The sequence below is a fragment of the Scopulibacillus darangshiensis genome (genome assembly GCF_004341035.1).
In the GTDB taxonomy this organism is placed as follows: domain Bacteria; phylum Bacillota; class Bacilli; order Bacillales; family Sporolactobacillaceae; genus Scopulibacillus; species Scopulibacillus darangshiensis.
Map to the genome: position 1 here is coordinate 97,672 of NZ_SLXK01000001.1, position 24,753 is coordinate 122,424.

Here is a 24,753-nt window from a genome sequence, read left to right on the forward strand (position 1 = left end):
GTCAGACCTAAGGGGTCTGACCCCTTAACCGTTTAGCCTTTTTTGTATTGGCAAAGTGCACTTTTGCAAGCGAATAAAGCGCCTTTTCCCCGTGATCGCGAATGACCTTGGCTGCGGCAGCGTCAACATTTGATCCCGCACCCTTAGGCAATCTCATGCTGATTGTATCGGAAAGCTGGTCCATTTCATTTAGGAAGGCATACCTTGCAATAATGGATGCGGCCGCTACTGAAAGATGGTAAGATTCAGCCTTGGTTTGAAAATAAACCCGGTCTTTGATTTGCTGTTTTTCATCTTTTATATATGAATAGTACACATTAGGCATGGCAAACTGATCGATTAAGATGCCATCGTATCCCTTTTGCTGGTCTTCCAATTTGCTAATCACGTGACCGATCGCTTGGTTATGTAAAATCCCTTTCATTTTGCCTTGGGAAAACCCTTTTGCCTGCAAATCGTTATATTTTTCATTATTAAGTGTTAATAGACTGTATATCACATCATGGCTAATTAGTGTCTTTGCCATTCTTACAATTTGCGGGTCGGTTAAGGCTTTAGAATCCCGGACGCCGATCTGGGTGAACATCTCTTTCTCCTGAGGACCGCAAAATACCGCAGCAACGGTAATCGGACCGAAGTAATCACCCGTTCCTACCTCATCGGAACCGATAATCGCCAACTCACTGATGTTTTTCGGAGGAGCATTGTTATGCCCCGAGACGGATCGGCTTTTTTTTGACCTTCCCTTTGCGGTCGCCTGCACAGTGCCCCATTTTGCCGCTTCAGCCTCAGCAGTTTTGCCTTGGAACAGAACTTTTCCTGATTTATATGCGGTGATTGTGGTGCTTCCCGATTTGGCGACAAACAGGCTGCCAGGCGCGTTTTTATCAAGTAAATGACTTTTATAAAAAGCCTTCATTTTAAGGATTTGGCTTTGATCCATTTTAAGAACAGCGTGACCCATAAGTATTCTCCTCCAATAGTATGAACTGATTACGATTACTTATTATATACTAATTTCGGGAGAATTTTAACGAGGCGGGTCGAATAATGTTTTTCAAAACGAATGCTTTTTGATAAGATATAACTTGATTCTACTATCGGGTGCCGGCCTTAGGTTCGCATCCGGGGAAAGACGAGGAATACAAACGATATGCTGGATATCATTATTATCATTCTTTTAATAGCGGGATTATTTATTGGACTGCGCCGGGGCTTTATCCTGCAGCTCATTCATTTAACGGGTTTTATCGTCGCTTATGTTGCGGCTTATATGTACTATGATGACTTGGCACCTAAGCTCAAACTATGGATTCCTTTTCCATCAGCAATAGATCATAACAGCTTTTTCGAACACTTAAGCCCAATGAGCATGGAAGCAGCTTACTACCGTGCGATTGCCTTTGTTATAATATTTATTGCGGTTAAAATCATCATGCACATCATTGGTTCGATGCTGGATTTTCTTGCCGATTTGCCGATCTTAAGAACGATCAACAGCTGGTTTGGCGGAATATTAGGTTTCCTCGAAATCTACCTTGTCCTTTTTATCCTGTTATATTTGGGATCACTGACTCCGTACGCCGGCATTGAATCAGCCATTGATCACTCTTTTATGGCTCATTTGATTATTGAGAATACACCGGTCTTGTCGGAAAAGATAAAAAATATGTGGATGGCCTATATCCATTAACAATCGGCTTCTCCTAAGGGGAAGTCTTTTCACTTAGAGTGAGGAAGGGTGAGGAGCATGAATAAAAAGCAAATTATAAAAGTATTAGAAGCGATTGCGATTTACTTGGAAATAAAGGGTGAAAACCCATTTAAAATATCAGCCTATAGAAAAGCGGCGCAAGCGCTGGAGACGGATGACCGGTCAATGGTGCAAATCGACGACCCATCGAAATTAAAGGGGATTGGAAAGGGCACTGCTCAGGTGATTCAGGAATTGTTGGATACTGGAGAGTCGGAGCTTTTAAAGGAGCTTCAAGAAGACATTCCGGAAGGGCTGCTCAAGCTCTTAAAGCTGCCCGGCCTTGGCGGAAAGAAGATAGGGAAGTTATATCAGCTGCTGGGTGTTGTAGATATGGATAGCTTAAAGCAAGCATGTGCGGAAGAACGTGTCCAGCATTTAGAGGGATTCGGCAAAAAGACCGAGGGAAAAATCCTTAAAGCGATTGAAGAATTCAATATCAGACCCGACCGTTTGCCGGTCAGTTATATGCTCCCTTTAGCAGAACAAATCGAAAAGATCTTGGGGGAGATTGATTCAGTTGAACGGTACTCAAGGGCAGGAAGTTTGCGGCGCTTAAAAGAATTAATAAAGGATTTGGATTTTGTTATTGCTACAAAAAGTCCGGAGGAGGTTGCGAAGGAGCTAGCCGAACGTCTGAATATCAAAGATATCACGGGTCAGGGATCGACCAAAATGTCCGTGGTTCTAAATGATGATTATGAGGTGTCTATAGATTTTCGCTTTGTTCAGCCAAAAGCATTTGTATCAACTCTTCATCATTTTACGGGTTCCAAAGATCACAATGTTAAACTGCGCCAGCTGGCCAAAAAGAATGATGAGAAGATCAGTGAATATGGTGTTGAAAATAATGAAACGGGGGAAATCTATACTTTTAGTTCAGAAACCGCTTTTTTTAATCATTTCGGCCTGAATTATATTCCGCCCGAAGCGCGTGAAGGTATAACAGAAATTGAAGAAGCTTCCAAGGGACATCTTGATGTCATTTCACTTGACCAAATTAAAAGTGATCTGCACATGCATACGACGTGGAGTGATGGCGCTTATACTATAAAGGAAATGGTTGAGGCTGCCAAAGCTAAGGGGTATGAATACATTGTCATCACTGATCACTCGAAGTCCCTTAGAGTCGCGGGCGGTTTAACAGCGGAGCGGCTGAAACAACAGCGCGAGGAGATCGATCAGCTGAATGAAGCCGATCGTGACTTTAAAATTTTTGCAGGGGTAGAAATGGATATTCTCCCCGATGGTTCCCTGGACTATGATGATGATGTCCTAGCATCTCTTGACTTTGTAATCGGGGCGATTCATTCATCATTTTCCCAAGATCGGGAAAAAATCATGACAAGATTAACGAATGCCTGCGAGAATCCGTATGTCAGATTGATTGCCCATCCGACAGGCAGAATTATCGGCGGCCGTAAAGGATATGATGTTGATTTGGCGGGGCTGATTGACGTGGCGAAAAAGACCGGCACCGCACTTGAGCTTAACGCTAACCCAAACCGGTTGGATTTATCCGCCGAATGGGTGAAGAAGGCACAAGAAGCTGGTGTTAACATTGCCATAAATACCGATGCCCATTCCATCGACATGCTGCATCACATGACAGTAGGAGTATCAACAGCCATAAAAGGCTTGATTAGCAGTAAAAATGTTTTGAATACAATGGCACGACCGGAATTTGAAGCTTTTTTAAAGGAAAAAAGGCGCTTATAGGGCAATAAAGTTTTATTTGGTTGATGATAGGGGGTTGCCGTCTTGTTAGAACGTGTGTTAAATGTATTGGAATTTCATAAAGTCAAAAAGCAGCTGGAGGCACATGCCTCATCCTCACTTGGGCTTCAGGTGGTCGAACAGTTGACACCTGAGCACGAACTTTCTGAGGTTAAGAGGCTGCAGCAGGAAACAGATGAGGGGGCAAATGTCTTGCGGTTAAAAGGCCATGCTCCTTTTGGCGGGATTACAGATATTCGCGCAAGCTTAAAACGGTCTGAAATCGGCGGAATGCTTAATGCAAAGGAACTGATTGATATCGCTGATACGATACGTGGGACAAGGCTGATCAAACAGTTTATTGAAGATATTGCCCAGGAAGAGGCGATTGCGATTCCTGCTTTATCGGACATAGTAGAAACGATTGAGCCCGAGGGTGAATTGGAGCGAAGAATTAAAAGCTGTATAGATGATCAAGGTTATGTGCTCGATACAGCAAGCGACAAGCTAAGGGGTGTTCGCACTCAGATTCGGACGTATGACTCTAGGATCAAAGAAAAGCTGGAAGCGATTGTCCGGTCTTCTAATTATCAAAAAATGCTGTCGGAATCGATTGTCACGATTAGGAATGACCGTCATGTGGTCCCGGTCAAACAGGAGTATCGCGGGGTTTTCGGAGGGATTGTTCACGATCAATCCGCTTCAGGTGCGACGTTATTTATTGAACCGCAAGCCATTGTTGATCTTAATAACAAATTGAGTGAAGCGAGAGCTAAGGAAAGACATGAAGTTGAAAGGATTTTGACTGATCTTTCTGAAGGAACGGCTGCTGCAGCGTTCATTTTATATGAACATGTTGAACGGCTCGCCCATTTAGATTTTATCTTTGCCAAAGCAAAGTTTGGAAAAAGCATGAAAGCGACACGCCCTGTCTTGAATGACAATGGAAACATGAATTTAAAAAAAGCCCGTCATCCGCTGATTCCTTCTGATGATGTGATGCCGATCGATATCAGGCTCGGTGATGATTATCATGCGATTATCATTACAGGACCGAATACCGGCGGGAAGACGGTCACATTGAAAACGCTCGGTCTGCTGACACTGATGGCTCAATCAGGTCTCCACATTCCCGTCGAAGAAGATTCAGAGATCAATGTTTTTGAAGCTATTTTCGCAGACATAGGTGATGAGCAATCGATCGAACAGAGTCTCAGCACTTTTTCCTCGCACATGACAAATATTATCGGGATCTTATCACACGTCGACCATCATAGTCTTGTGCTCTTCGATGAGCTTGGCGCTGGAACGGACCCGCAAGAAGGCGCTGCGCTTTCCATCGCTATTCTTGATGCCGTTTACAATAGGGGAGCGACTGTTGTTGCAACAACACATTACAGTGAGTTAAAGGCGTATGCGTATGAAAGAGCCGGTGTCATGAATGCGAGCGTCGAATTTGATGTCAAAACATTGCGGCCAACATACCGTTTGCTGATGGGGGTTCCGGGCCGAAGTAATGCATTTGAGATTTCCCGGAAACTTGGATTGAATGAGGAAATCATTAGACAGGCCAAATCACATATCAGCAGTGAAACAAACCAAGTTGATAAGATGATTGCTTCGCTGGAAAAAAATCGTAAGGAAGCGGAATTTATGCAGCAGGAAGCGAAGCGTATGAAGGAAGACATTGAACAAAAGCAAAAAGCGTTGGCGGGTGAGTTAGATCAGCTTGAACGAAATAAAGAGAACGTGATGAACAATGCGAGGGAAAAGGCGCAATCGGCAGTTGATCAAGCGAAAGAGGAAGCCGAAAACATTATTCGGGAGTTAAGACAATTTAAGTCAAAGTCCGAAAATGTTAAAGAGCATCAATTAATTGATGCCAAAAGCCGTTTGGACCATGCACTTGATGCTCTAACGCCGAACGAAACCAAAAGAGAAAGTGATCCGTATAAGAAAAAGGCGGAGACTTACAAGCCTGGTCAAGAGGTTAAGGTGATAAGTTTTGGGCAAAAAGGACATATAGTAGAAAAACTGAGCGGGAATGAGTATCTCGTACAAGTCGGCATTATGAAAATGAACTTGCCTGCAAGTGATTTAAAAAGAGTTAAGGCTGAAAAGGAAACTAAGCCTGTTGTTAACGTCAGAACAGCAAATCGGACAACAAAAACAGAACTGGATCTACGAGGCGAACGATACGAAGATGCCATGTCCAAGCTGGAGCAATATTTTGACGCGGCTTTGCTCGCGGGTTACCATCAGGTTTCGATCATTCATGGCAAGGGGACAGGGGCGTTGCGGAAAGGCGTCCAAAATTTTATTAAAAACCATTCAAGAATTAAAAGTTCCCGCCTCGGAGGTGCGGGGGAGGGCGGAAGCGGTGTAACCGTTGTTGAACTTAAGTAAGGGGTGTGGCGCGTTTGGCAGAGCTTCTCGAAAATGAATATATCCGTACACTTGCATTTTATAGTGTAGTGATTTTGTGTACGATACTTTTTTTGGCAGTCTTCGAATTATTGACGAAGTATCGAAATTGGCATGAAATTAAGAATGGCAATGCGGCTGTTGCTTTAGCCACAGGCGGGAAAATTTTCGGTATTGCCAACGTTTTTCGTTTTTCAATTGATCATCATGAACCGCTGCTGCAGACGATCACCCAAGGGGCATTCGGTTTCGCCCTGCTTTTAATCGGCTATTTTATTTTTGAGTTTTTAACGCCTACCTTTAATATCGATCACGAAATAGCAAAAGGGAATGTAGCTGTAGGTTTCATAGCCATGGTCATTTCAGTAGGATTTTCTTATGTGATTGGTTCCAGTCTTAACTAACAGGGGAGGGTTCTTAAAATGGAAACCCTTGCGAAGGTGCTTATGGTTTGCTGCGGTATTTTCTTACTGGCAGGCGTCGTCTATCTTCTTGTATCATAACAGCATGAAGCTTGCACATATAGACGTGTGTAAGCTTTTTTTATACGTGTATTAATTTTTAAAATAGATAGATATTTAAAAAGGTTTATTTAAGTGATATAATTTTGTAAGCGGTTAATATAAAAGAAAAGAATATATAAATATGTTATTGGAATATGTTAATTGAAGGGAGCGGAACAAAGGAGGGCGACTGACATGGCAGTCGAATCTGAGAGATGGCTAAGGCATTATCCAAAAGAGATCAAACCGGAATACGATTATGAGGAAAAACCTTTGTACAGCTATTTGATTGAGGCAAAAGAACGATATCCGGAGAAAGCGGCCCTTCATTTTCTCGGCAAGGAAATGACTTATAAAGAAGTTCATGAGGATGCCATTAGATTGGCGCACCAATTAATGGCGATGGGCATATCCAAAGGCGATAGGATAGCGATCATGCTTCCTAACAGTCCACAAGGTGTTATTGCTTATTATGCCGCACTTATGGCGGGGGCTGTTGTCGTTCAGACCAATCCTTTATATGTGGAACGTGAACTTGAACATCAGTTAGCGGATTCCGGAGCAAAAATCATCATTTGTCTGGATTTAGTGTATCCAAAAGTTGCACGTGTTCAAGGGAAGACTAATTTAGAGAAAGTGATCGTGACCGGTATACCTGACTACTTGCCTTTCCCAAAGAACCTATTGTATCCGCTAGTTCAAAAAAAGAAAAAACAACCTATGCCAAAGATCATGTTTACTGATTCTGTTCGGGCTTTCGATGACGTGATACGGACAGGAGACCTAATGTATAAGCCGGTAGAGGTCGATGCAAAAGAGGATCTTGCACTCTTGCAATATACTGGAGGGACGACCGGTCCGGCAAAAGGTGTCATGCTGACACACCATAACCTGATCGCAAACACGATTCAGTCCAGTCACTGGATGTACCGTACCAAATATGGCGAAGAGGCTATATTAGGTGTTTTGCCTTTTTTCCATGTCTACGGCATGACGATTGTGATGAATCTCTCTATTATGTATGTTTCGAAAATGATTATATTGCCAACATTCAATGCCAAAGAAACACTGAAAACGATTGAAAAGCAGAAGCCGACACTTTTTCCGGGTGCACCAACCATGTATATCGCATTGATCAATCATCCTGACATCCAAAAGTTTGATTTGTCATCGATTGAAACCTGTATAAGCGGCTCCGCGCCGTTGCCTGTTGAAATTCAGGAAAAGTTTGAACGGCTAACCGGAGGCAAGCTTGTTGAAGGTTACGGTCTTAGTGAAGCATCACCGGTTACTCATTGCAATCTCATATGGGATCGGCGTATACCGGGAAGCATCGGTCTTCCTTATCCGAATACACAAGCGAAGATTCTTTCTGCAGAAACCGGTGAAGAAGCTGAGGTTAATGAGGTTGGCGAATTAATGGTTAAGGGACCTCAAGTGATGAGAGGTTACTGGAGGCGGCCTGAGGTGACAAATAAGGTTTTAAAAGACGGCTGGCTTTTGACCGGTGATATGGGCTATATGGACGAGGAAGGCTATTTCTATATCGTTGACCGGAAAAAGGATATGATTATTGCATCCGGCTTTAATATCTATCCACGCGAGGTGGAAGAGGTGTTATTCGAGCATCCCGATGTTATGGAAGCCGCCATTATCGGTGTTCCTGATAAATACAGAGGTGAAACAGTTAAAGCCTTTGTCGTTCTGAAAAAAGGAAAAACACTTGATGAGAAGGATTTGGAAAGGCACTGTCGTAAGCGTTTGGCGGCCTATAAAATTCCGCGTATTTATGAGTTCCGGGAAGAACTGCCAAAAACAATGGTCGGAAAAGTTTTGAAACGCTCACTTGAAGCTGAGGAACGTCGTAAGGCCTCCACTGGTGTCTAGCGCCTAAATGAACCATATGGGCAGAAGATGCGAAAAAGCTTGCTCTGTCCATATGGTTTTGCAACAGAAGATGTTCCGTCATTTTCCTATTTGACATCTGAATTAATAGTTTATTATAATAAGAGGTGAATGAATAGTCATTCATTTCTTAAAAAAGGAGCTCCCATATGTCAACACGTAACCGTCCAAAATTCAAACTGATTGTTGACGCGGCAGTTGACGTCATTGCGGAAAACGGCTTTCACAAAGCGCGGATTTCAAAAATAGCCAAGCGGGCGGGCGTTGCTGACGGAACAATTTATATTTATTTTAAGAACAAAGAGGATCTGCTCATTACCTTGTTCCAAGAAAAAATGGGCCAATTTATTGAGAAAATCGAACAAGAAATAGCAGGAAAACAGGAAGTTAAAGAGAAATTCTTAACGATGGTCCAAATGCATTTTAAACAGCTTGCAGCGGATCATCATCTTGCAATTGTGACTCAGTTGGAGCTTAGGCAATCTGATACTGAGATTCGCCTTAAAATTAACGATATACTTAGAGATTATCTCAAACTTATCGATGGTATTCTCGAGGAAGGCAAAGAAAAAGGTGTGTTTCGGGCAGGCATTGATAGCCGTCTCGCGAGGCAAATGATTTTCGGGACAATAGATGAGACCGTAACGAACTGGGTGATGAATGAGCATAAGTATGATTTAGTTGCTTTGTCAGAACCTGTTGCTGATTTGCTGATAAATGGATTAACTTAACCAGTTTATATCCATTTTATCGATATATGAAAGCGCTTAAAAAAGGAGGCTTGAAAATGACGGTTTTACATCTGGAAACAAAAAACCGGACCGCGGTTATAACAATTGACCGTCCCCCGGCGAATGCTCTTTCATCGGAAGTTATTGAAGAGCTAAACAGTGTTATTAATGAGCTTGAAGATCAAGCGGAGATCAAAGCGTTGGTTATTCATGGAAAGGATCGTTTTTTTTCTGCCGGCGCGGATATAAAGGAATTTACCGAAATTGAAGATACAGAAGGCTTTGCAAGGCTTTCAGCAAAAGGACAGGAATTATTTAATCGGATGGAAAACTTTAAAAAGCCGATTATTGCTGCGATCCATGGAGCAGCACTTGGCGGCGGCTTGGAGCTGGCCATGGCATGTCATATCCGAATGGCAGCCAGAGGGGCAAAATTTGGATTGCCTGAGCTGCAGCTTGGGCTGATCCCTGGATTTGCAGGTACGCAACGGCTCCCCCAACTTGTAGGGGTACCAAAGGCTACCGAGTTAATATTAAGCAGTCAGCCTATTGAAGCTGAAGAAGCGAAAGCGTTAGGCCTGGTTAACCAGGTAGTAGAACCAGAGGAGCTTTTTGATAAAGCATTGGGGCTTGCCTCTCGTATCGTATCCAAGAGCGCGGTCTCGACAGCTTTGGCGCTAGAATGCTTGTCATATGCTAGACGCGGTGACTATTTAGAAGGACAATCCAAGGAATCGGTGAATTTTGGCATAGCCTTCAATTCAGAAGATGCCAAGGAAGGCATTCAAGCTTTTATTGAAAAGAGAAAGCCGGCTTTTCAGGATAAATAATAGAGGAGGATTCATCCATGAATATATATGTCATTATGAAACGAACATTTGATACTGAGGAAAAAATAGCCATTGAAAACGGCGAAATTTCTGATGACGGGGTAAACTTTATCATCAACCCGTACGACGAATACGCGATTGAAGAGGCTATAAAGCTTCGTGACGATAATGACGGGGAAGTAACAGTCGTGACCGTCGGTGAAGAGGAAGCCGAAAAAGAACTCCGAACGGCGCTGGCAATGGGCTGTGATAAAGCAGTACTCATTAATAACGAAGATGTCGAGGATTATGACCAATTCTCAACGACAGTTATTTTGGCAAAGTACTTCGAAGATAAAGAGTATGACATTATCTTGGGTGGGAATGTGACGATGGATAACGGGACAGGACAAATCGGTCCGCGTCTTGCTGAGAAACTTGGCATCGCACATGTTTCAACCATTGTTGATCTTAAGCTTAAGGGAGAAAAGCTGACTGTAGAGAGGGATGCTGAAGGCGATGCCGAAGTGATCGAGGTTTCCCTTCCCGTCATTGTGACTGCGCAGCAAGGTTTGAATGAGCCGCGTTATCCGTCCCTTCCGGGAATTATGAAGGCTAAGAAAAAGCCGCTGGAAGTCCTGGAATTAGATGATCTTGATCTTGATGAGGATGATGCTGAGGGTTTGACAGAATCCGTGGAAGTCTTCCTGCCACCGGAAAAAGCAGCTGGTAAAGTGCTGGAAGGCGATATGGAAGACCAGGTTCAAGAACTCGTTAAATTACTTAGAACAGAAGCCAAAGTGATATAAATTAGGGGGAATGAAAATGGGACGCAAAACATTAGTTTTAGCAGAAGCTCGTGAAAATCAACTTCGTCAAGTGTCTTATGAGGCAATTGCAGCCGGCAAAAAAGTTGCAGATGGCGGTGAAGTCATCGCGGTCTTGCTTGGAGACAACGTCTCATCCCTGGCGCCTGTATTGGGACATTATGGCGCCGATCGTGTTTTAACTGTAGAGGATGAAAATTTAAAGAATTATACACCTGATGGTTACAAACAAGCCTTGAAACAGGTGATTGACGGTGAAACGCCTGAAGCGATCATTATGGGCCACACTGCAATAGGCAAAGACCTATCAGCTGTCTTGGCAGGCAAATTAAACAGTGCCCTTGTATCCGATGTGACCGAAATTGACGCTGAAGGTGACCTGACATTCACAAGACCAATCTATGCAGGTAAAGCCTTCGAGAAAAAACGCTTTAAAGAGGGATTAGTATTCGTTACGATTCGTCCAAATAACATTGAAGCTTTGGAGAAGGATGAATCTAAGGATGTGTCTGTCAGCCCATTTGACGTTGCTATTCGGGATCTTCGTACAATTGTCAAAGACATTGTGAAAAAGACATCATCCGGCGGAGATTTATCTGAAGCGAAAATCATTATATCCGGCGGCCGCGGAGTTAAGAGCAAAGACGGTTTTGAACCGCTGCAAGAGCTCGCTGATGTTTTGGGCGGCGCTGTAGGCGCATCCCGCGGTGCCTGCGATGCCGATTATTGCGATTACTCATTGCAAATCGGCCAGACAGGCAAAGTTGTCACACCCGATCTATATATTGCCTGCGGCATTTCCGGAGCCATCCAGCATTTGGCGGGTATGTCCAACTCTAAGGTGATTGTCGCGGTCAACAAGGACCCTGAAGCTAACATCTTCAATGTCGCCGATTACGGCATTGTTGGGGACCTGTTTGAAGTGGTGCCGCTGCTCACGAAATACTTTAAGGAAGCTCTTCAGGAAGCTTAAGCGCCGGCTTTAAAATGTTTACAAGTTGAATCAATAGCATAACCTATCCGGTGATGATATACTGAGGTCACATAAAGAGCATTTGCTATCGATTCAAAGGAGGCTGTTATAATAATGGCAATTTCAAATGTAACTGACAACAATTTTTCTGAAGAGACTTCCGGCGGCTTAGTATTAGCCGACTTTTGGGCGCCATGGTGCGGTCCATGTAAAATGATCGCTCCAGTCCTTGAAGAAATTGATTCAGAAATGGCTGATTCCGTAAAAATCGTCAAATTAAATGTTGACGAAAACCAAAATACAGCAAGCGAATACGGGGTTATGAGCATCCCGACGCTGATCCTGTTTAAGGATGGCGAAATCGCTGATAAGATCGTCGGATTCCAGCCCAAAGAAGCGTTGGTTGAGCGCATCAAACAACATCAATAATTGAACGGCAAAAAAGAAGCCTTGCTGCAAGGCTTCTTTTTTATACTTTAAGTTATAAACATCAGCGTATCATTAAAAAGATCAAATCTTTATTTCTTACAAAAAATTGATATGATAAGAGGAAGACTTACAAATCATAAAGGAATGAACAAGCGATGCCTTCAATAAAAGGAAAGCTAGCCTTATTGCCGGACCAGCCGGGATGTTATTTAATGAAAAATCGCCATGGACAAATCATCTATGTTGGCAAGGCGAAAAATTTGCGGAGCCGAGTCCGTTCATATTTTACCGGAACTCATGATGGGAAAACCCAGCGATTGGTCAATGATATCGAGGATTTTGAGTACATTGTTGTTTCTTCTGAAATCGAATCCTTGATTCTTGAAATGAACCTTATTAAAGAACATGATCCAAAATATAATATCATGTTGAAGGATGATAAAAGTTATCCATATATTAAGTTAACTGCCGAAAAACATCCGAGACTAATCATAACAAGGAAGGTTAAAAAAAACAGCGGCAAATATTTTGGACCCTATCCAAACGCCACTGCTGCTGCCGAGACAAAACGCCTGCTCGACAGACTTTATCCGCTTAGGAAATGCCGAACACTTCCAGACCGGGTCTGTCTTTATTATCATATTGGCCAATGTCTGGCTCCTTGTGTGAATGAGGTCACTCAAGACACATATAAGGATATGACAGAAGGGATTGTCCGATTTTTAAATGGCGGTCATCAGGAAGTTAAGCGGGATTTGCAAAACAAAATGATGAACGCTTCCGAACAATTGAATTTTGAACATGCCAAGGAATTGCGGGACCAAATCCGCCATATTGAAACGGTGATGGAAAAGCAAAAAGTGATGTTCGGTGATTTAAATGATCGCGATGTTTTCGGTTTTGCATACGATAAAGGCTGGATGTGTGTTCAGGTCTTTTTTATGAGGCAAGGAAAGCTGATCGAAAGGGATGTCTCCATTTTTCCATTTTATCAGGAGCCCGAGGAAGATTTTCTGACTTACATCGGACAATTTTACTTGCATCAGAATCATCTAAAACCTAAAGAAATACTTATACCTAATAATGTAGATGACAAACTAATCTCTGAAATGCTTGACGCCTCCGTTCATCGACCGCAAAGAGGGCGCAAAAAGGATCTTGTCCTGTTGGCGGAAAAGAATGCCCAAATTGCCATTAAAGAAAAGTTTGCTCTTATTGAACGTGATGATGCCAGAACAATTAAAGCTGTTGAAAAATTAGGGGAACATCTCAATATTGACCCGCCGCGCAGAATCGAAACATTCGACAATTCCAATATCCAAGGCGTTCATCCTGTATCGGCGATGGTCGTCTTTGAGGACGGCAAGCCAAACAAAAAGGAATACCGAAAATACAAGATTAAAACGGTTAAAGGTCCTGATGATTACTCAACAATGAAGGAAGTGATACGGAGGCGCTATACAAGAGTGTTAAAGGAAGCCGGTGTGCTTCCGGACCTCATATTAATTGATGGAGGAAAGGGACAAATGTCGGCGGCTATTGATGTTCTAGAAAATGAATGCGGACTCTCTATACCGGTTTGCGGCTTGGTTAAGGACGAAAAGCATAAGACATCACAGCTTGTTATGGGGGAACCGCCGCAGCTTATTCCCCTGGCCCGGAACAGCCAGGAATTTTATTTGCTTCAGAGAATTCAAGATGAGGTTCACAGATTCGCGATTACCTTCCATAGGCAGATACGGGACAAAACGATGACCAAGTCAGTTTTGGATGATATTCCTGGAATCGGTCCAAAAAGAAAACAGGCGTTATTAAAGCACTTTGGCTCTATCAAAAAGGTAAAGGAAGCATCGGTTGAAGAATTATCGGCATCTGGCTTACCGGAAAATCTGGCAAAAGCCGCAAAAGATTATTTTGAAAATAACTAAATAATGATTGTTTATTAGATCAATTTTTGCTATATTAAAAAACATAATCTTTTTGCATTTTAATTTAATATTTGAATGACTGAAGTTAGAGGTGCGGGTTATCATGAGTAAATGGTCTGAGAACATTGAGGTTCCGAGATGATCATTGAAAGGGATGCTTGCCGAAGTGTAAAAATGCTCAATCGTTTTTATGCTGGGTCTGTACTGAAGAAGTGCAGGGCTGTCACACAAGAAAGGTGTGGAGAACTATCTCAGCATGTTGACGGAATTATCGCATCGTTCAGCAGTGAGAAGTTCACTGCTGTTTTTTATTGCTTTTTTTAAAGTAAAAAAAGGTAAATCGATTAATTCTATGATGTGGCCTGAGGTTCTCGTGAAACCATTTAAGGAGGAGAACACTTAGTGAGTCTGACGGTAATGAAATTTGGCGGAACATCCGTCGCTGCGGTTGAAAAAATCAGAAATGCTGCAAAAAAAGTTATTAAGAAAAGCCTTGAGGGAGAAGATGTTGTCGTTGTTGTGTCAGCTATGGGCAAAACGACTGATCATCTTGCCCGCTTGGCAGGGGAGTTGACGGAGCGACCAAATACCCGGGAAATGGACATGCTGCTGGCGACAGGCGAACAAGTAACGAGTGCGTTAATGGCGATGGCTTTGCAAACGATGGGCCAACCGGCGGTGTCATTAACAGGCTGGCAAGCGGGAATTACAACGGAAGCTTTTCATGGAAATGCAAAGATTAAGGATATTGACACGAGGCTCATTCAACAGCATTTGAATTCAGGACATGTTGTTATTGTGGCCGGTTTTCAAGGAATAACCGATAAGGGTGAAATTACCACATTGGGAAGAGGAGGATCAGATACTTCAGCTGTTGCTCTTGCCTCTGCATGCGGTGCATCATTATGTGAGATCTACACAGATGTCACAGGTGTATTCACAACAGATCCCCGATATGTAGAGGAGGCATGCAAACTAAAGGAAATAAGCTATGACGAAATGTTGGAAATGGCTTATTTGGGTGCTGGTGTTCTTCATCCAAGAGCTGTAGAATATGCAAAAAACAGTCAATTGCCGTTAACTGTCCGCGCATCATTTTCCGATGAAGAGGGCACATTTATAAAGGAGGGGGCTGCAATGGAAAAGGGAAAATCTGTCCGAGGCATTGCTTTTGAAAAAAACGTCACAAAAATTACACTTTTGGGTTTGCCGAATGAGATTTTTACACTGTCAAATGTGTTTAACATTTTGGCGGAAAACAAACTTAATGTTGATGTGATTATTCAAAATGCACTTGATGAATCTAGAACCAATCTGTCGTTTACAATTGAAAATGGTTCATTGGGAGAAACCCTGGATATTCTTGATAGGAATAAAGCAAGACTCCAATATGATGACTTGAACATTGAAACGAACCTAGCAAAAGTCTCGATCGTTGGCTCGGGAATGGTATCTAACCCAGGAGTAGCTGCAAAAATGTTTGATACATTAACACAACATAATATTAAGGTTAAAATGGTCAGCACTTCTGAAATTAAAGTTTCGACAATCATTCATGAGAAGGATCTTCCGGTGTCATTAAAGACGCTGCACTGTGCATTTGACTTGGCGGAAAAAGAGGCATTAACCATGAAGCCATCTTTAGGCTGAAGTAAGAGCAGCCTTATGGCTGCTCGAAAAAATTACTTATCGGCTGATCCTTATGATCCCATTTTACCGTGAAGCTCACTTTCTTTTCTTTGCCGGTCTTTATTTCAGTATAGACCTCAGCTATGTAACCAGTTTGCTGTTGGATTTGTTCTGCCAAAAAGCCGGCTTCTAAGGTGAAAACGGCATCTGGATTGTCCTTTATTCTGGATTGAATAATATCCGAACCCAAATCGAATATCATATTATTCTTTGTTTTCTCGATTAATTCCAGTGTTCCCCATCCAGCCTGTTCAAAAAAAAGGACAGCGGCATCTGTTGTGTCCAAGGGGTATTGACGGGCAATCTTCCGTCCTGACCAGTAGAGTATTGAAGCCGACTCTTCGCCAAGGAGCTCTGGAATTAAGGCGTTCCTTATCAGCTCATAACCAAACGCTGTGGTTTGAAGGTCACCGTAGTGTTCGGCTTTCGGGTGTACGATCGTTTGTGTCATAAAATATCTCCTCCATAGAACATTATAACGGTTTTTATAGTTAATAAGAAAGTTAAAACTTTCTGACGCACCTAAGTGCAACTACGCCTCTGCCTTCGCCAAAGGCTTGCCAATCGGCGAGTTTTCTTTAAAAACCTCTATGGTGCCGGTAAAGAAAGCGTATGTCTCGTTCCCTTGACTGGTTAAATCGATGGGAGTACAATGTATTTGTCACATTAAGTTATCTTTTAAAGGTTTGCAGGACTCCGCCATTTGACGCAAAAAATTAATCCAACAAACCATCAAAATTATGCAAAGGGGGAAACTTAATGGCAGGAAGAGATTTTGTTAATCGTAGGCTACACTCTTTCTTAGGAGTCGTTCCAATAGGATTGTTCCTTATTGTCCACTTAACAGTAAACTGGTTTGCGACAAGAGGACCGGATGCCTTTAATAAGGCTTCGCAATTCATGGAAGATCTTCCATATTTATTAGTTTTAGAAATTGTTCTCATTTACTTGCCAATTCTATTCCATGCTATTTACGGTGTTTATATCGCTTTTCAAGCGAAGAACAACGCTAATCGTTATGGTTACTTCCGCAACTGGATGTTCTTTCTCCAACGTTGGTCTGGAATTTTTCTTGTGATTTTTATCGCATGGCATGTTTGGGAAACGAGAATCGCAATGGCACTAGGCCAAGCACTGGACTTTGGAATGATGGCGGACATTTTAAGCAATCCAGCCATGCTGGTATTTTACATCGTAGGTGTATTAGCGGCAGTATTCCATTTCTCGAACGGTCTATGGTCATTTATGGTCACTTGGGGTATTACGGTATCCCCGCGCGCGCAACGTATTTCTACATATGCAACAGTCGTTGTATTTATTCTGTTATCAATTGTTGGCGTTGGAGCGCTTTTCGCATTCACTAATTCAAGTTATGCATTTATGTAAGGGAGTGAGCCAATATGAGTAAAGGAAAAATCATAATCGTAGGCGGCGGTTTGGCGGGGCTTATGGCAACAATTAAAGCTGCTGAAGCCGGCGTAGCTGTCGACCTATTCTCCGTCGTTCCAGTTAAGCGCTCACATTCCGTTTGTGCGCAAGGCGGCATTAACGGCGCTGTAAATACGAAGGGTGAAGGTGATTCACCTTGGGAGCACTTTGATGATACCGTTTATGGCGGTGATTTTCTGGCTAACCAGCCACCGGTTAAAGCAATGTGTGAAGCGGCGCCGGGCATTATTCACCTAATGGACCGAATGGGCGTTATGTTTAATAGAACACCTGAAGGACTGCTTGACTTTAGACGGTTCGGCGGCACGCAGCATCACCGCACAGCATATGCCGGCGCGACGACAGGTCAGCAGCTTTTATATGCACTTGACGAACAGGTTCGCCGCCATGAGGTCAATGGTCTTGTTAATAAATATGAGTATTTCGAGTTTATGTCAGCTGTGTTGGACGAAGAGGAAGTTTGCCGCGGGATTGTCGCTCAGGATCTTAAAACGATGGAAATCAAATCATTTGATGCTGACGCGGTTATTTTAGCGACAGGTGGCCCCGGAATTATTTTCGGCAAATCAACGAACTCTATGATTAATACTGGTACAGCGGCCTCGGCTGTTTATCAGCAGGGCGTATATTACGCTAATGGTGAATTTATTCAAATTCACCCGACAGCGATTCCTGGGGATGACAAGCTTCGTCTTATGAGTGAATCCGCACGCGGTGAAGGCGGACGGATTTGGACGTATAAGGATGGCAAACCATGGTACTTCCTAGAAGAGAAATACCCTGCTTACGGTAACCTTGTAACACGCGACGTCGCGACCCGTGAAATTTTTGATGTCTGTGTTAACGAAAAGCTTGGCATTAACGGTGAAAACATGGTGTATCTGGATCTTTCCCATAAAGACCCTAAAGAACTGGATGTTAAGCTTGGCGGGATTATTGAAATCTATGAAAAATTTGTCGGTGATGACCCGCGCAAAGTCCCGATGAAAATTTTCCCTGCCGTTCACTACTCAATGGGTGGTATGTGGGTTGATTTCAACCAAATGACGAATATCAAAGGTCTGTTTGCATGCGGTGAGTGTGAATACCAATATCACGGTGGAAACCGACTAGGTGCAAATTCGCTTCTTTCTGCCATCTTTGGCGGTATGCATGCCGGACCAAATGCGGTTGAATATGTTAATAACTTAGACAAGCACAGTGATGATGTGTCGTCTTCGGTATATGAACAAAATACGAAACGCGAACAAGAAAAATTTGATCATATTATGGGTATGGACGGAAAAGAGAATGCCTACGTCCTTCATAAAGAATTGGGAGAATGGATGACTGACAATGTTACGGTTGTTCGTCATAACGAAAATCTTCTTAAAACTGATGATAAGATCAAAGAATTAATGGAACGTTATCAGAACATTAATATCAACGATACATCTAAGTGGAGCAACAGCGGTGCTTCATTTACGCGTCAATTATGGAATATGCTTCAATTAGCTAGGGTTATAACTCAAGGTGCTTATAACAGGAACGAAAGCCGCGGGGCACACTATAAGCCGGAATTTCCTGATCGTAATGACGATGAATGGTTAAAAACAACCAAAGCGAAGTTTAATCCTGAGAAAAACGGCCCTGATTTTGAATATGAAGATGTCGATGTTTCTCTCATTAAACCTCGTAAACGTGACTATTCAAAGAAAAAATAAGGGGGTATAAATCATGAGCGAAGGAAAAAAAGTTCGTTTCATCATAACAAGACAAGATGGTCCGAATGCTGCCCCTTACGAGGAAACATTTGAAGTTCCATATAGACAAAATATGAATGTTATTTCAGCCTTAATGGAAATCCGCCGAACTCCCGTCAATGTTAAGGGCGAGGAAACGGCACCTCCTCAATGGGAAATGAACTGTCTCGAAGAAGTTTGTGGAGCATGTTCAATGATTATCAACGGTAAACCGCGTCAGGCTTGTACAGCATTAGTTGACAAACTTGAACAGCCTGTCCGCCTTGAGCCTATGAAGACATTCCCTGTTGTCAGGGACTTAGCAGTTGACCGCAGCAGAATGTTCGATGCTCTCAAAAAAGTAAAGGCTTGGATTCCGATTGATGGAACGTATGACTTGGGACCTGGTCCCCGTATGGCTGAAACAAGCCGTCAATGGGCTTACGAGCTGTCAAAATGTATGACCTGCGGAGTATGTCTTGAAGCATGCCCAAATGTTAACAGCAAATCTGACTTTATGGGTCCTGCACCATTGTCACAAGTTCGTTTGTTCAATGCCCATCCTACAGGTAAAATGAACAAAAAAGAACGTTTGCATGGGATTATGGGTGATGGCGGTCTTGCAGCCTGCGGGAATTCGCAAAACTGTGTGCAATCTTGTCCTAAAGGCATTCCGCTGACAACATCAATTGCTGCACTTAATAGAGATTCTGCATTGCAATCATTCCGTGATTTCTTCGGCAGCGACCATCAATAATTATTAAAAACCTCCCAAATGGGAGGTTTTTAATTTGTCATTAACATAGAATATAAAGTTACCCGCATTCCGCGCTGTTTTTGCGAAGTCATGTCACAGTCAGTCATTTTAAATCATATGATATCATGACTAAATACCTTCCCCATCAGCTCTTTGATTCGAGCAAGGAGGGGGAATTGTTGAAGGAGAATTACCATCGTCCAAAGCCTTTATTGACAAAAAGGGAAAGAGAAGTCTTTGAACTGCTTGTTCAAGACAAAACTACAAGAGACATTGCTCAAGAATTGTTTATCAGTGAAAAAACAGTTCGAAATCATATCTCAAACACCATGCAAAAATTGGGGGTAAAGGGACGCTCCCAAGCGGTAGTTGAGTTACTTCGGCTCGGAGAATTGGAACTTTAATGCAAACTTCGCCGATTGGCTTACCTTAAAGGTGAAGCCATGACTTTATACCAATAAGGAAGCTGCAAATATTTCAAAAGTATCAAACCGGCTTCGCTAATGAAGCCGGTATGTTTTTTATGTTATACTTTAAGAATATTTAAGTTCACTATTTAAGATCACTACATAAATGATAAGTTGCCGATACTTAAAGTGGTGCATTTGTCCTGCCAAGGAGGTTAAACAGTGGCCGAAACGAAAACGGTGAAACCAACTTCAATTACAATCATTGAAAAAAGATTACGATATATTGCAGCTGTTATTAAAGAAAAAGGCAGGGAAGCCTTGAAGGAATACGATTTGTCGCCGCCGCAGTTTGTTGCATTGCAATGGATCTCAGACCAAGAAGGTATGACGATTGGAGAATTATCAACTCGGATGTACCTTGCTTTCAGTACAACAACTGACCTTATCGATCGGATGGAGAAGAAGGAGCTTGTCAAACGGACTAGGGATGAACAGGATAAGCGGGTTGTGCGGATTCACCTGTTACCTCAAGGGGAAAAACTTATTGAAACAGTGATAAAAAAACGTCAAACTTATCTTGCAGACAAGCTTAGTTTTCTTACGGATGATCAACTGTGGTCATTGCGTGAGAATCTTGACGAAATATATAAACACATACAACATGAATTCTAATAAAAAATGGGGCGTTTTATTTGAATCAGCCAATCGGTGTTATAGATTCTGGTGTTGGTGGATTAACAGTGGCGAGGGAGATCATCAGGCAGCTGCCTTATGAAGAAATTGTATATTTAGGGGATAATTCGAGGTGTCCCTACGGGCCGCGGCCAATTGAACAGGTTCGATCATTCACATGGGAAATGACAGACTTTTTGCTTGAAGAAAAAAATATAAAAATGCTCGTTATCGCATGTAATACCGCGACGGCTGCTGTATATGAAGAAATTAAGCGGAGCTTGCCGATTCCTGTCATTGGGGTTGTTCATCCCGGTGCGAGATCCGCGATAAAAGTAACAAAAACGGGGCATATTGGTGTCATCGGTACAATCGGAACAATCCAAAGCGAGGCGTATAACGAGGCTTTGCTGTCCATTGACGGGAATGTCCGGATTACGGGGCTTAGCTGCCCGCCGTTTGTTCCATTAGTGGAGTCCGGCGAACTGGATTCGGCAAAAACGGAGCGGATTATATCGGAAACGCTGTGTTCTCTGAAGGACGATGTCAAAATCGATACGCTTATTTTGGGTTGTACACATTATCCTTTATTAAGGCCTGCCATCCAAAAAGTACTAGGCAATAAGATAGAACTTATAGACTCCGGAGAAGAAACAGCACGTGAGGTTAGTACGATTTTGTACCATAAGGGCATTGCAAGGCAGTCGAACTATGTACCGCGGCATAGATTTTATACAACAGGCTCGCCAAAAATGATGGGTGCAATGGCATCAGAATGGCTTGGCTTTCTGCCTTCAGTAACAACTGTCTCTCTTCCTTTGTCATACAAAAGAGTGTAAGTAAGGTTTTATTTTAAAGCCCTTCATTTTAATATTGAAGGGTAATTTTTTTTGGTCTATTTTACCCTGGAGCTCGTATAAATGGTAGTACAAACCTATTGGAGGAGGAATAGCCATGCGAGTTTCGGTTAAAACGGCGATGTTCGCGACAATGCTTGTCGTCCCGCTCGTGCTGTCGGGGTGCGGATTTGATAAAGGGAGCAGTGGGTCGGTTAAACCAGGGCCGGATAAAAAAGTTGACTATGTCAAAGGGGACAAATCGAAAAAGGCAGATGAACAGGATAAAAAAGCATCAGAAGCGGATGCTAAAAAAGGGGAAAGATCAGCAACACTTTATCTTCTGGATGCGAACGGTCGAATCAGTCCCCAAGTTGTCCAGCTGCCGCAAACCAAATCCGTTGCCAAACAATCACTTAAATACCTTATAAAAGACGGCCCGGTGAGCGATATATTACCTAATGGATTTCAAGCAGTTATTCCTTCAGGTACGACGATTCACGGGGTTAATCTAGATAACGGAACCCTCGTTGCAAACTTTTCCAAGGACTTTTTAGATTATAAGGCAGATCAGGAAAAGGATATTCTTGAAGCAATCACTTGGACTTTAACACAATTTGATAATATTAAAAGAGTGCAAATTCAAATTGATGGGAAAAATAAGAAGGTCATGCCAGTGGGCAAAACACCTATCGGCAAAGGACTGAGCCGTTCAGATGGCATTAATACCGAGCTTGGGAATGTCGTCGATGTTGCGGCAAGTGATAACATCACGGTCTACTACCTTTCTGAACATGATGACATATCTTATTATGTCCCTGTAACAACAAGGGTTAATTCTAATAAAAATAATGTGGCGCAGGCTGTTAATGCATTGCTTAACGGACCATCGGGCAAAGGTCTATCATCACCATTCGGCACGGGTGTTGCCCTCAAGGACGATCCGGTTGTCAAAGACGGTGTTGTTACCCTTAACTTCAACAAAGCACTTCTGACAAATGAAAAAGATAAAACAATCAGCAGTGAAGCCATCAATTGTTTAGCACTGACTTTAACTGGACAAAATAATATTAAAAAAGTTGCAATAGAAGTTGATGGATCAACAAAAGTCATGAAAGAAACAGGAGAACCGTTAACTGAACCGGTATCCCGCCCAACTGTAAATAAAACAGGTGTATAGGCATAAATAAGAGGAAAATATGTTATAGTGATAGGGGTGGCGTCTGCCGCCCCTTTACCCTTTACAGTAGACCATGCAAGGAGGATTTATATGAGAAAAGACGGAAGAGACAATAACCAATTAAGAAGCATACATATTGAGCCAAATTTCACAATACACCCCGAGGGATCGGTTCTTATATCAGTTGGCAATACGAAAGTGATTTGCAGTGCAACAATAGAAGACAGAGTACCCCCATTTATGAGAGGACAAGGAAAAGGATGGATAACAGCTGAATATGCCATGCTCCCAAGGGCAACCCCGCAGCGAAACATTAGGGAATCAAGTAAAGGAAAGATTGGCGGCAGGACTATGGAAATACAGCGCTTGATCGGAAGAGCCCTTCGTTCGGTTGTAGATTTGGATAAAATCGGTGAAAGGACACTATGGATTGACTGTGATGTCATTCAGGCCGACGGCGGTACTCGCACAGCATCCATTACGGGTGCTTATGTCGCAATGGTCATGGCCTTTCAAAAGGCATTGGAGGCAAAAATGATCAATACCATGCCGGTCACAACTTATCTCGCTGCAACATCTGTGGGTGTTCATCCTGAACGTGGTCCGATCTTGGATCTTTGCTATGAGGAAGATTCAAGCGCTGATGTTGATATGAATATTGTGATGACGGGAAAAGGTGAATTTGTGGAAATACAGGGGACTGGAGAGGAAGCTACTTTTACTGAGGAGCAACTGGCCTCACTTATAACCCTGGCCAAAAAGGGGATCAATGAACTGATTGGTTACCAAAAGGAAATTATCGGAAGCGGCATCGCCGGTCAAATCAGTGAATCGGAGTGAATCATATGCAGAAAATCATGATTGCCTCTAACAACGCGGGAAAAGTCAAAGAGTTTAAAGCTATGCTATCGTCATTCGGAGCTGAAGTATACTCACTTCAAAATTTGCCCGAAGCTATTGATGTAGAGGAAACAGGAGACACTTTTTACGAAAATGCCAGGCTAAAAGCTGAGGTTATTTGCAAAAAAACGAATATGATAACCATAGCCGATGATTCCGGGTTAGTCATTGATGCTCTGGACGGCCGGCCGGGGGTATACTCGGCCCGATACGCCGGTCCCGAAAAAGATGACAAGGCTAACCTTCTTAAGGTTCTAAAAGAATTAGAATCTGTAGCAGAAGCGGAACGATCGGCAAAATTTGTTTGTGTTCTTGCCGTTTCCGTCCCGGGTAAAGAAACGAAGTTTGCTGAAGGAGAATGTGTTGGCTTTATTCAAGACAAGCCTTATGGTGATAATGGCTTTGGTTACGATCCAATTTTTTATTTCCCAGGGGCTGACACCACTCTTGCCGGGATGTCTCAGGAAGAAAAAAATAAGATCAGCCACAGGGCAAATGCATTAAAAGAATTGCAAAGACATTGGCGCGATTGGGTAGGCGACAATTAATGAAGGTATTGATAACGAGCGACAGCCACGGACTTACGGATGAGCTTTTGATGCTTGTGAAAAGACATGGCCATGAAACTGACGCTTTGATTCATTGCGGCGATTCCGAGCTTCCGGCCGATGCTGAGGAAATGAAACCTTTCTTTGCAGTCAATGGGAATTGTGATTTTAGCGGCGGGTATCCAAATGATTTTGTAAAAGAAATCGGGCCAGTGACATTTTTGGTGACTCACGGCCATTTATACAATGTAAAAATGACAGTTATGAACTTGATGTATAAAGCTGAAGAAGTCGGAGCCAATATTGTTTGCTTTGGTCATAGCCATATAGCTGGTTCTTTTAAAGAAGATAATCGGATTTTCATCAATCCAGGGAGTCTGCGCCTGCCTAGAAATAGTGTTGAAAAGACCTACGTGATCTGTGAGATAGCGGGGCAAAAAGTCGCGGTCATTTATTATAATGATAAGGGAAAGCGCGTCGATGCATTATGTAAATCTTACAACCTTGAAATCAAAAAATCTTGAATTAATGTATTGACAGTTTTCCATTTATCATTTATATTAGATATTGTCGTTACAAACGATGAAGACACA

The 24,753-nt window shown here is 42.6% G+C and carries 24 protein-coding genes and 1 riboswitch; of the genes, 22 read left to right on the forward strand and 2 right to left on the reverse strand.

Features of this window, described 5'->3' with window-relative positions:
- Positions 1-7: 7 nt before the first annotated feature.
- Complete coding sequence (gene rnhC, locus EV207_RS00475) at positions 8-964, reverse strand: ribonuclease HIII (RefSeq protein ID WP_132742640.1); 957 nt, start codon at positions 962-964, stop codon at positions 8-10.
- A 189-nt stretch (positions 965-1,153) separates the two neighbouring features.
- On the opposite strand from rnhC, the gene EV207_RS00480 reads away from it, so the two are divergent.
- The 12 genes from EV207_RS00480 to EV207_RS00540 all read left to right on the forward strand — a co-directional run bounded on the left by EV207_RS00480 (position 1,154) and on the right by EV207_RS00540 (position 15,648).
- On the forward strand, positions 1,154-1,693 hold the full coding sequence (locus tag EV207_RS00480) for a CvpA family protein (RefSeq protein ID WP_132742641.1): 540 nt from the start codon (positions 1,154-1,156) through the stop codon (positions 1,691-1,693).
- 57 nt (positions 1,694-1,750) lie between these two features.
- Positions 1,751-3,472 (forward strand): DNA polymerase/3'-5' exonuclease PolX, encoded by a 1,722-nt coding sequence (gene polX / locus EV207_RS00485; RefSeq protein ID WP_132742642.1) that lies wholly within the window; start codon positions 1,751-1,753, stop codon positions 3,470-3,472.
- 42 nt (positions 3,473-3,514) lie between these two features.
- A complete protein-coding gene (locus EV207_RS00490; RefSeq protein ID WP_132742643.1) occupies positions 3,515-5,875 on the forward strand; it encodes an endonuclease MutS2 in 2,361 nt (786 codons plus the stop codon).
- A gap of 14 nt (positions 5,876-5,889) precedes the next feature.
- Positions 5,890-6,297 (forward strand): DUF350 domain-containing protein, encoded by a 408-nt coding sequence (locus tag EV207_RS00495; RefSeq protein ID WP_132742644.1) that lies wholly within the window; start codon positions 5,890-5,892, stop codon positions 6,295-6,297.
- A gap of 294 nt (positions 6,298-6,591) precedes the next feature.
- Positions 6,592-8,283, forward strand: a complete 1,692-nt coding sequence (locus EV207_RS00500; RefSeq protein ID WP_132742645.1) for an AMP-binding protein — start codon at positions 6,592-6,594, stop codon at positions 8,281-8,283.
- Positions 8,284-8,450: 167 nt separating this feature from the next.
- The gene (locus EV207_RS00505; RefSeq protein WP_132742646.1) at positions 8,451-9,032 is read left to right on the forward strand and encodes a TetR/AcrR family transcriptional regulator; all 582 of its coding nucleotides are present in this window, start codon (positions 8,451-8,453) and stop codon (positions 9,030-9,032) included.
- A 56-nt stretch (positions 9,033-9,088) separates the two neighbouring features.
- Positions 9,089-9,862 (forward strand): enoyl-CoA hydratase, encoded by a 774-nt coding sequence (locus tag EV207_RS00510; protein WP_132742647.1) that lies wholly within the window; start codon positions 9,089-9,091, stop codon positions 9,860-9,862.
- Positions 9,863-9,879: 17 nt separating this feature from the next.
- Entirely contained in the window at positions 9,880-10,650 is a 771-nt protein-coding gene (locus EV207_RS00515; protein WP_132742648.1) for an electron transfer flavoprotein subunit beta/FixA family protein, read from the forward strand.
- A gap of 16 nt (positions 10,651-10,666) precedes the next feature.
- Positions 10,667-11,641, forward strand: coding sequence for an electron transfer flavoprotein subunit alpha/FixB family protein (locus tag EV207_RS00520; protein ID WP_132742649.1), 975 nt, complete (start codon positions 10,667-10,669; stop codon positions 11,639-11,641).
- Positions 11,642-11,755: 114 nt separating this feature from the next.
- Positions 11,756-12,070, forward strand: a complete 315-nt coding sequence (trxA, locus tag EV207_RS00525; protein WP_132742650.1) for a thioredoxin — start codon at positions 11,756-11,758, stop codon at positions 12,068-12,070.
- Positions 12,071-12,225: 155 nt separating this feature from the next.
- Complete coding sequence (gene uvrC, locus EV207_RS00530; RefSeq protein ID WP_132742651.1) at positions 12,226-13,998, forward strand: excinuclease ABC subunit UvrC; 1,773 nt, start codon at positions 12,226-12,228, stop codon at positions 13,996-13,998.
- Between the two features lie 78 nt (positions 13,999-14,076).
- Positions 14,077-14,255, forward strand: a riboswitch (Lysine riboswitch).
- Between the two features lie 145 nt (positions 14,256-14,400).
- Complete coding sequence (locus EV207_RS00540; RefSeq protein ID WP_132742653.1) at positions 14,401-15,648, forward strand: aspartate kinase; 1,248 nt, start codon at positions 14,401-14,403, stop codon at positions 15,646-15,648.
- A gap of 13 nt (positions 15,649-15,661) precedes the next feature.
- On the opposite strand, the gene EV207_RS00545 is transcribed toward EV207_RS00540, so the two are convergent.
- On the reverse strand, positions 15,662-16,138 hold the full coding sequence (locus EV207_RS00545; protein ID WP_132742654.1) for a YslB family protein: 477 nt from the start codon (positions 16,136-16,138) through the stop codon (positions 15,662-15,664).
- 308 nt (positions 16,139-16,446) lie between these two features.
- Here EV207_RS00545 and EV207_RS00550 point away from each other — a divergent pair, with 308 nt between their 5' ends.
- From EV207_RS00550 to EV207_RS00595, 10 genes are all read left to right on the forward strand, one after another.
- Entirely contained in the window at positions 16,447-17,073 is a 627-nt protein-coding gene (locus EV207_RS00550) for a succinate dehydrogenase cytochrome b558 subunit (RefSeq protein WP_132742655.1), read from the forward strand.
- A gap of 14 nt (positions 17,074-17,087) precedes the next feature.
- Positions 17,088-18,839 carry a succinate dehydrogenase flavoprotein subunit gene (sdhA, locus tag EV207_RS00555; RefSeq protein ID WP_132742656.1) on the forward strand — a complete coding sequence of 584 codons (1,752 nt, stop codon included), beginning with the start codon at positions 17,088-17,090 and terminating at the stop codon, positions 18,837-18,839.
- A gap of 13 nt (positions 18,840-18,852) precedes the next feature.
- A complete protein-coding gene (gene sdhB / locus EV207_RS00560) occupies positions 18,853-19,614 on the forward strand; it encodes a succinate dehydrogenase iron-sulfur subunit (protein ID WP_132742657.1) in 762 nt (253 codons plus the stop codon).
- 179 nt (positions 19,615-19,793) lie between these two features.
- Entirely contained in the window at positions 19,794-20,018 is a 225-nt protein-coding gene (locus EV207_RS00565; RefSeq protein ID WP_132742658.1) for a helix-turn-helix domain-containing protein, read from the forward strand.
- Positions 20,019-20,243: 225 nt separating this feature from the next.
- Positions 20,244-20,696, forward strand: coding sequence for a MarR family winged helix-turn-helix transcriptional regulator (locus tag EV207_RS00570; RefSeq protein ID WP_132742659.1), 453 nt, complete (start codon positions 20,244-20,246; stop codon positions 20,694-20,696).
- Positions 20,697-20,716: 20 nt separating this feature from the next.
- Positions 20,717-21,535: a glutamate racemase gene (gene racE / locus EV207_RS00575; protein WP_132742660.1), complete on the forward strand. Its 819-nt coding sequence runs from the start codon at positions 20,717-20,719 to the stop codon at positions 21,533-21,535.
- 115 nt (positions 21,536-21,650) lie between these two features.
- Complete coding sequence (locus EV207_RS00580) at positions 21,651-22,712, forward strand: GerMN domain-containing protein (protein WP_132742661.1); 1,062 nt, start codon at positions 21,651-21,653, stop codon at positions 22,710-22,712.
- A gap of 90 nt (positions 22,713-22,802) precedes the next feature.
- On the forward strand, positions 22,803-23,552 hold the full coding sequence (rph, locus tag EV207_RS00585; protein WP_132742662.1) for a ribonuclease PH: 750 nt from the start codon (positions 22,803-22,805) through the stop codon (positions 23,550-23,552).
- Positions 23,553-23,557: 5 nt separating this feature from the next.
- A complete protein-coding gene (locus tag EV207_RS00590) occupies positions 23,558-24,160 on the forward strand; it encodes an XTP/dITP diphosphatase (protein ID WP_132742663.1) in 603 nt (200 codons plus the stop codon).
- Positions 24,160-24,684, forward strand: coding sequence for a metallophosphoesterase family protein (locus EV207_RS00595; RefSeq protein WP_132742664.1), 525 nt, complete (start codon positions 24,160-24,162; stop codon positions 24,682-24,684). Before EV207_RS00590 ends, EV207_RS00595 begins: the two co-directional genes overlap by 1 nt.
- Positions 24,685-24,753: the final 69 nt, after the last annotated feature.

Bases quoted from the DNA above. Each gene is read 5' to 3' on its own strand.
- rnhC (WP_132742640.1), bottom strand. From the start codon at position 964: ATGGGTCACGCTGTTCTTAAAATGGATCAAAGCCAAATCCTTAAAATG.
- EV207_RS00480 (WP_132742641.1), top strand. From the start codon at position 1,154: ATGCTGGATATCATTATTATCATTCTTTTAATAGCGGGATTATTTATT.
- polX (WP_132742642.1), top strand. From the start codon at position 1,751: ATGAATAAAAAGCAAATTATAAAAGTATTAGAAGCGATTGCGATTTAC.
- EV207_RS00500 (WP_132742645.1), top strand. From the start codon at position 6,592: ATGGCAGTCGAATCTGAGAGATGGCTAAGGCATTATCCAAAAGAGATC.
- EV207_RS00505 (WP_132742646.1), top strand. From the start codon at position 8,451: ATGTCAACACGTAACCGTCCAAAATTCAAACTGATTGTTGACGCGGCA.
- EV207_RS00510 (WP_132742647.1), top strand. From the start codon at position 9,089: ATGACGGTTTTACATCTGGAAACAAAAAACCGGACCGCGGTTATAACA.
- EV207_RS00515 (WP_132742648.1), top strand. From the start codon at position 9,880: ATGAATATATATGTCATTATGAAACGAACATTTGATACTGAGGAAAAA.
- EV207_RS00520 (WP_132742649.1), top strand. From the start codon at position 10,667: ATGGGACGCAAAACATTAGTTTTAGCAGAAGCTCGTGAAAATCAACTT.
- trxA (WP_132742650.1), top strand. From the start codon at position 11,756: ATGGCAATTTCAAATGTAACTGACAACAATTTTTCTGAAGAGACTTCC.
- uvrC (WP_132742651.1), top strand. From the start codon at position 12,226: ATGCCTTCAATAAAAGGAAAGCTAGCCTTATTGCCGGACCAGCCGGGA.
- EV207_RS00545 (WP_132742654.1), bottom strand. From the start codon at position 16,138: ATGACACAAACGATCGTACACCCGAAAGCCGAACACTACGGTGACCTT.
- EV207_RS00550 (WP_132742655.1), top strand. From the start codon at position 16,447: ATGGCAGGAAGAGATTTTGTTAATCGTAGGCTACACTCTTTCTTAGGA.
- sdhA (WP_132742656.1), top strand. From the start codon at position 17,088: ATGAGTAAAGGAAAAATCATAATCGTAGGCGGCGGTTTGGCGGGGCTT.
- sdhB (WP_132742657.1), top strand. From the start codon at position 18,853: ATGAGCGAAGGAAAAAAAGTTCGTTTCATCATAACAAGACAAGATGGT.
- EV207_RS00580 (WP_132742661.1), top strand. From the start codon at position 21,651: ATGCGAGTTTCGGTTAAAACGGCGATGTTCGCGACAATGCTTGTCGTC.
- rph (WP_132742662.1), top strand. From the start codon at position 22,803: ATGAGAAAAGACGGAAGAGACAATAACCAATTAAGAAGCATACATATT.
- EV207_RS00590 (WP_132742663.1), top strand. From the start codon at position 23,558: ATGCAGAAAATCATGATTGCCTCTAACAACGCGGGAAAAGTCAAAGAG.
- EV207_RS00595 (WP_132742664.1), top strand. From the start codon at position 24,160: ATGAAGGTATTGATAACGAGCGACAGCCACGGACTTACGGATGAGCTT.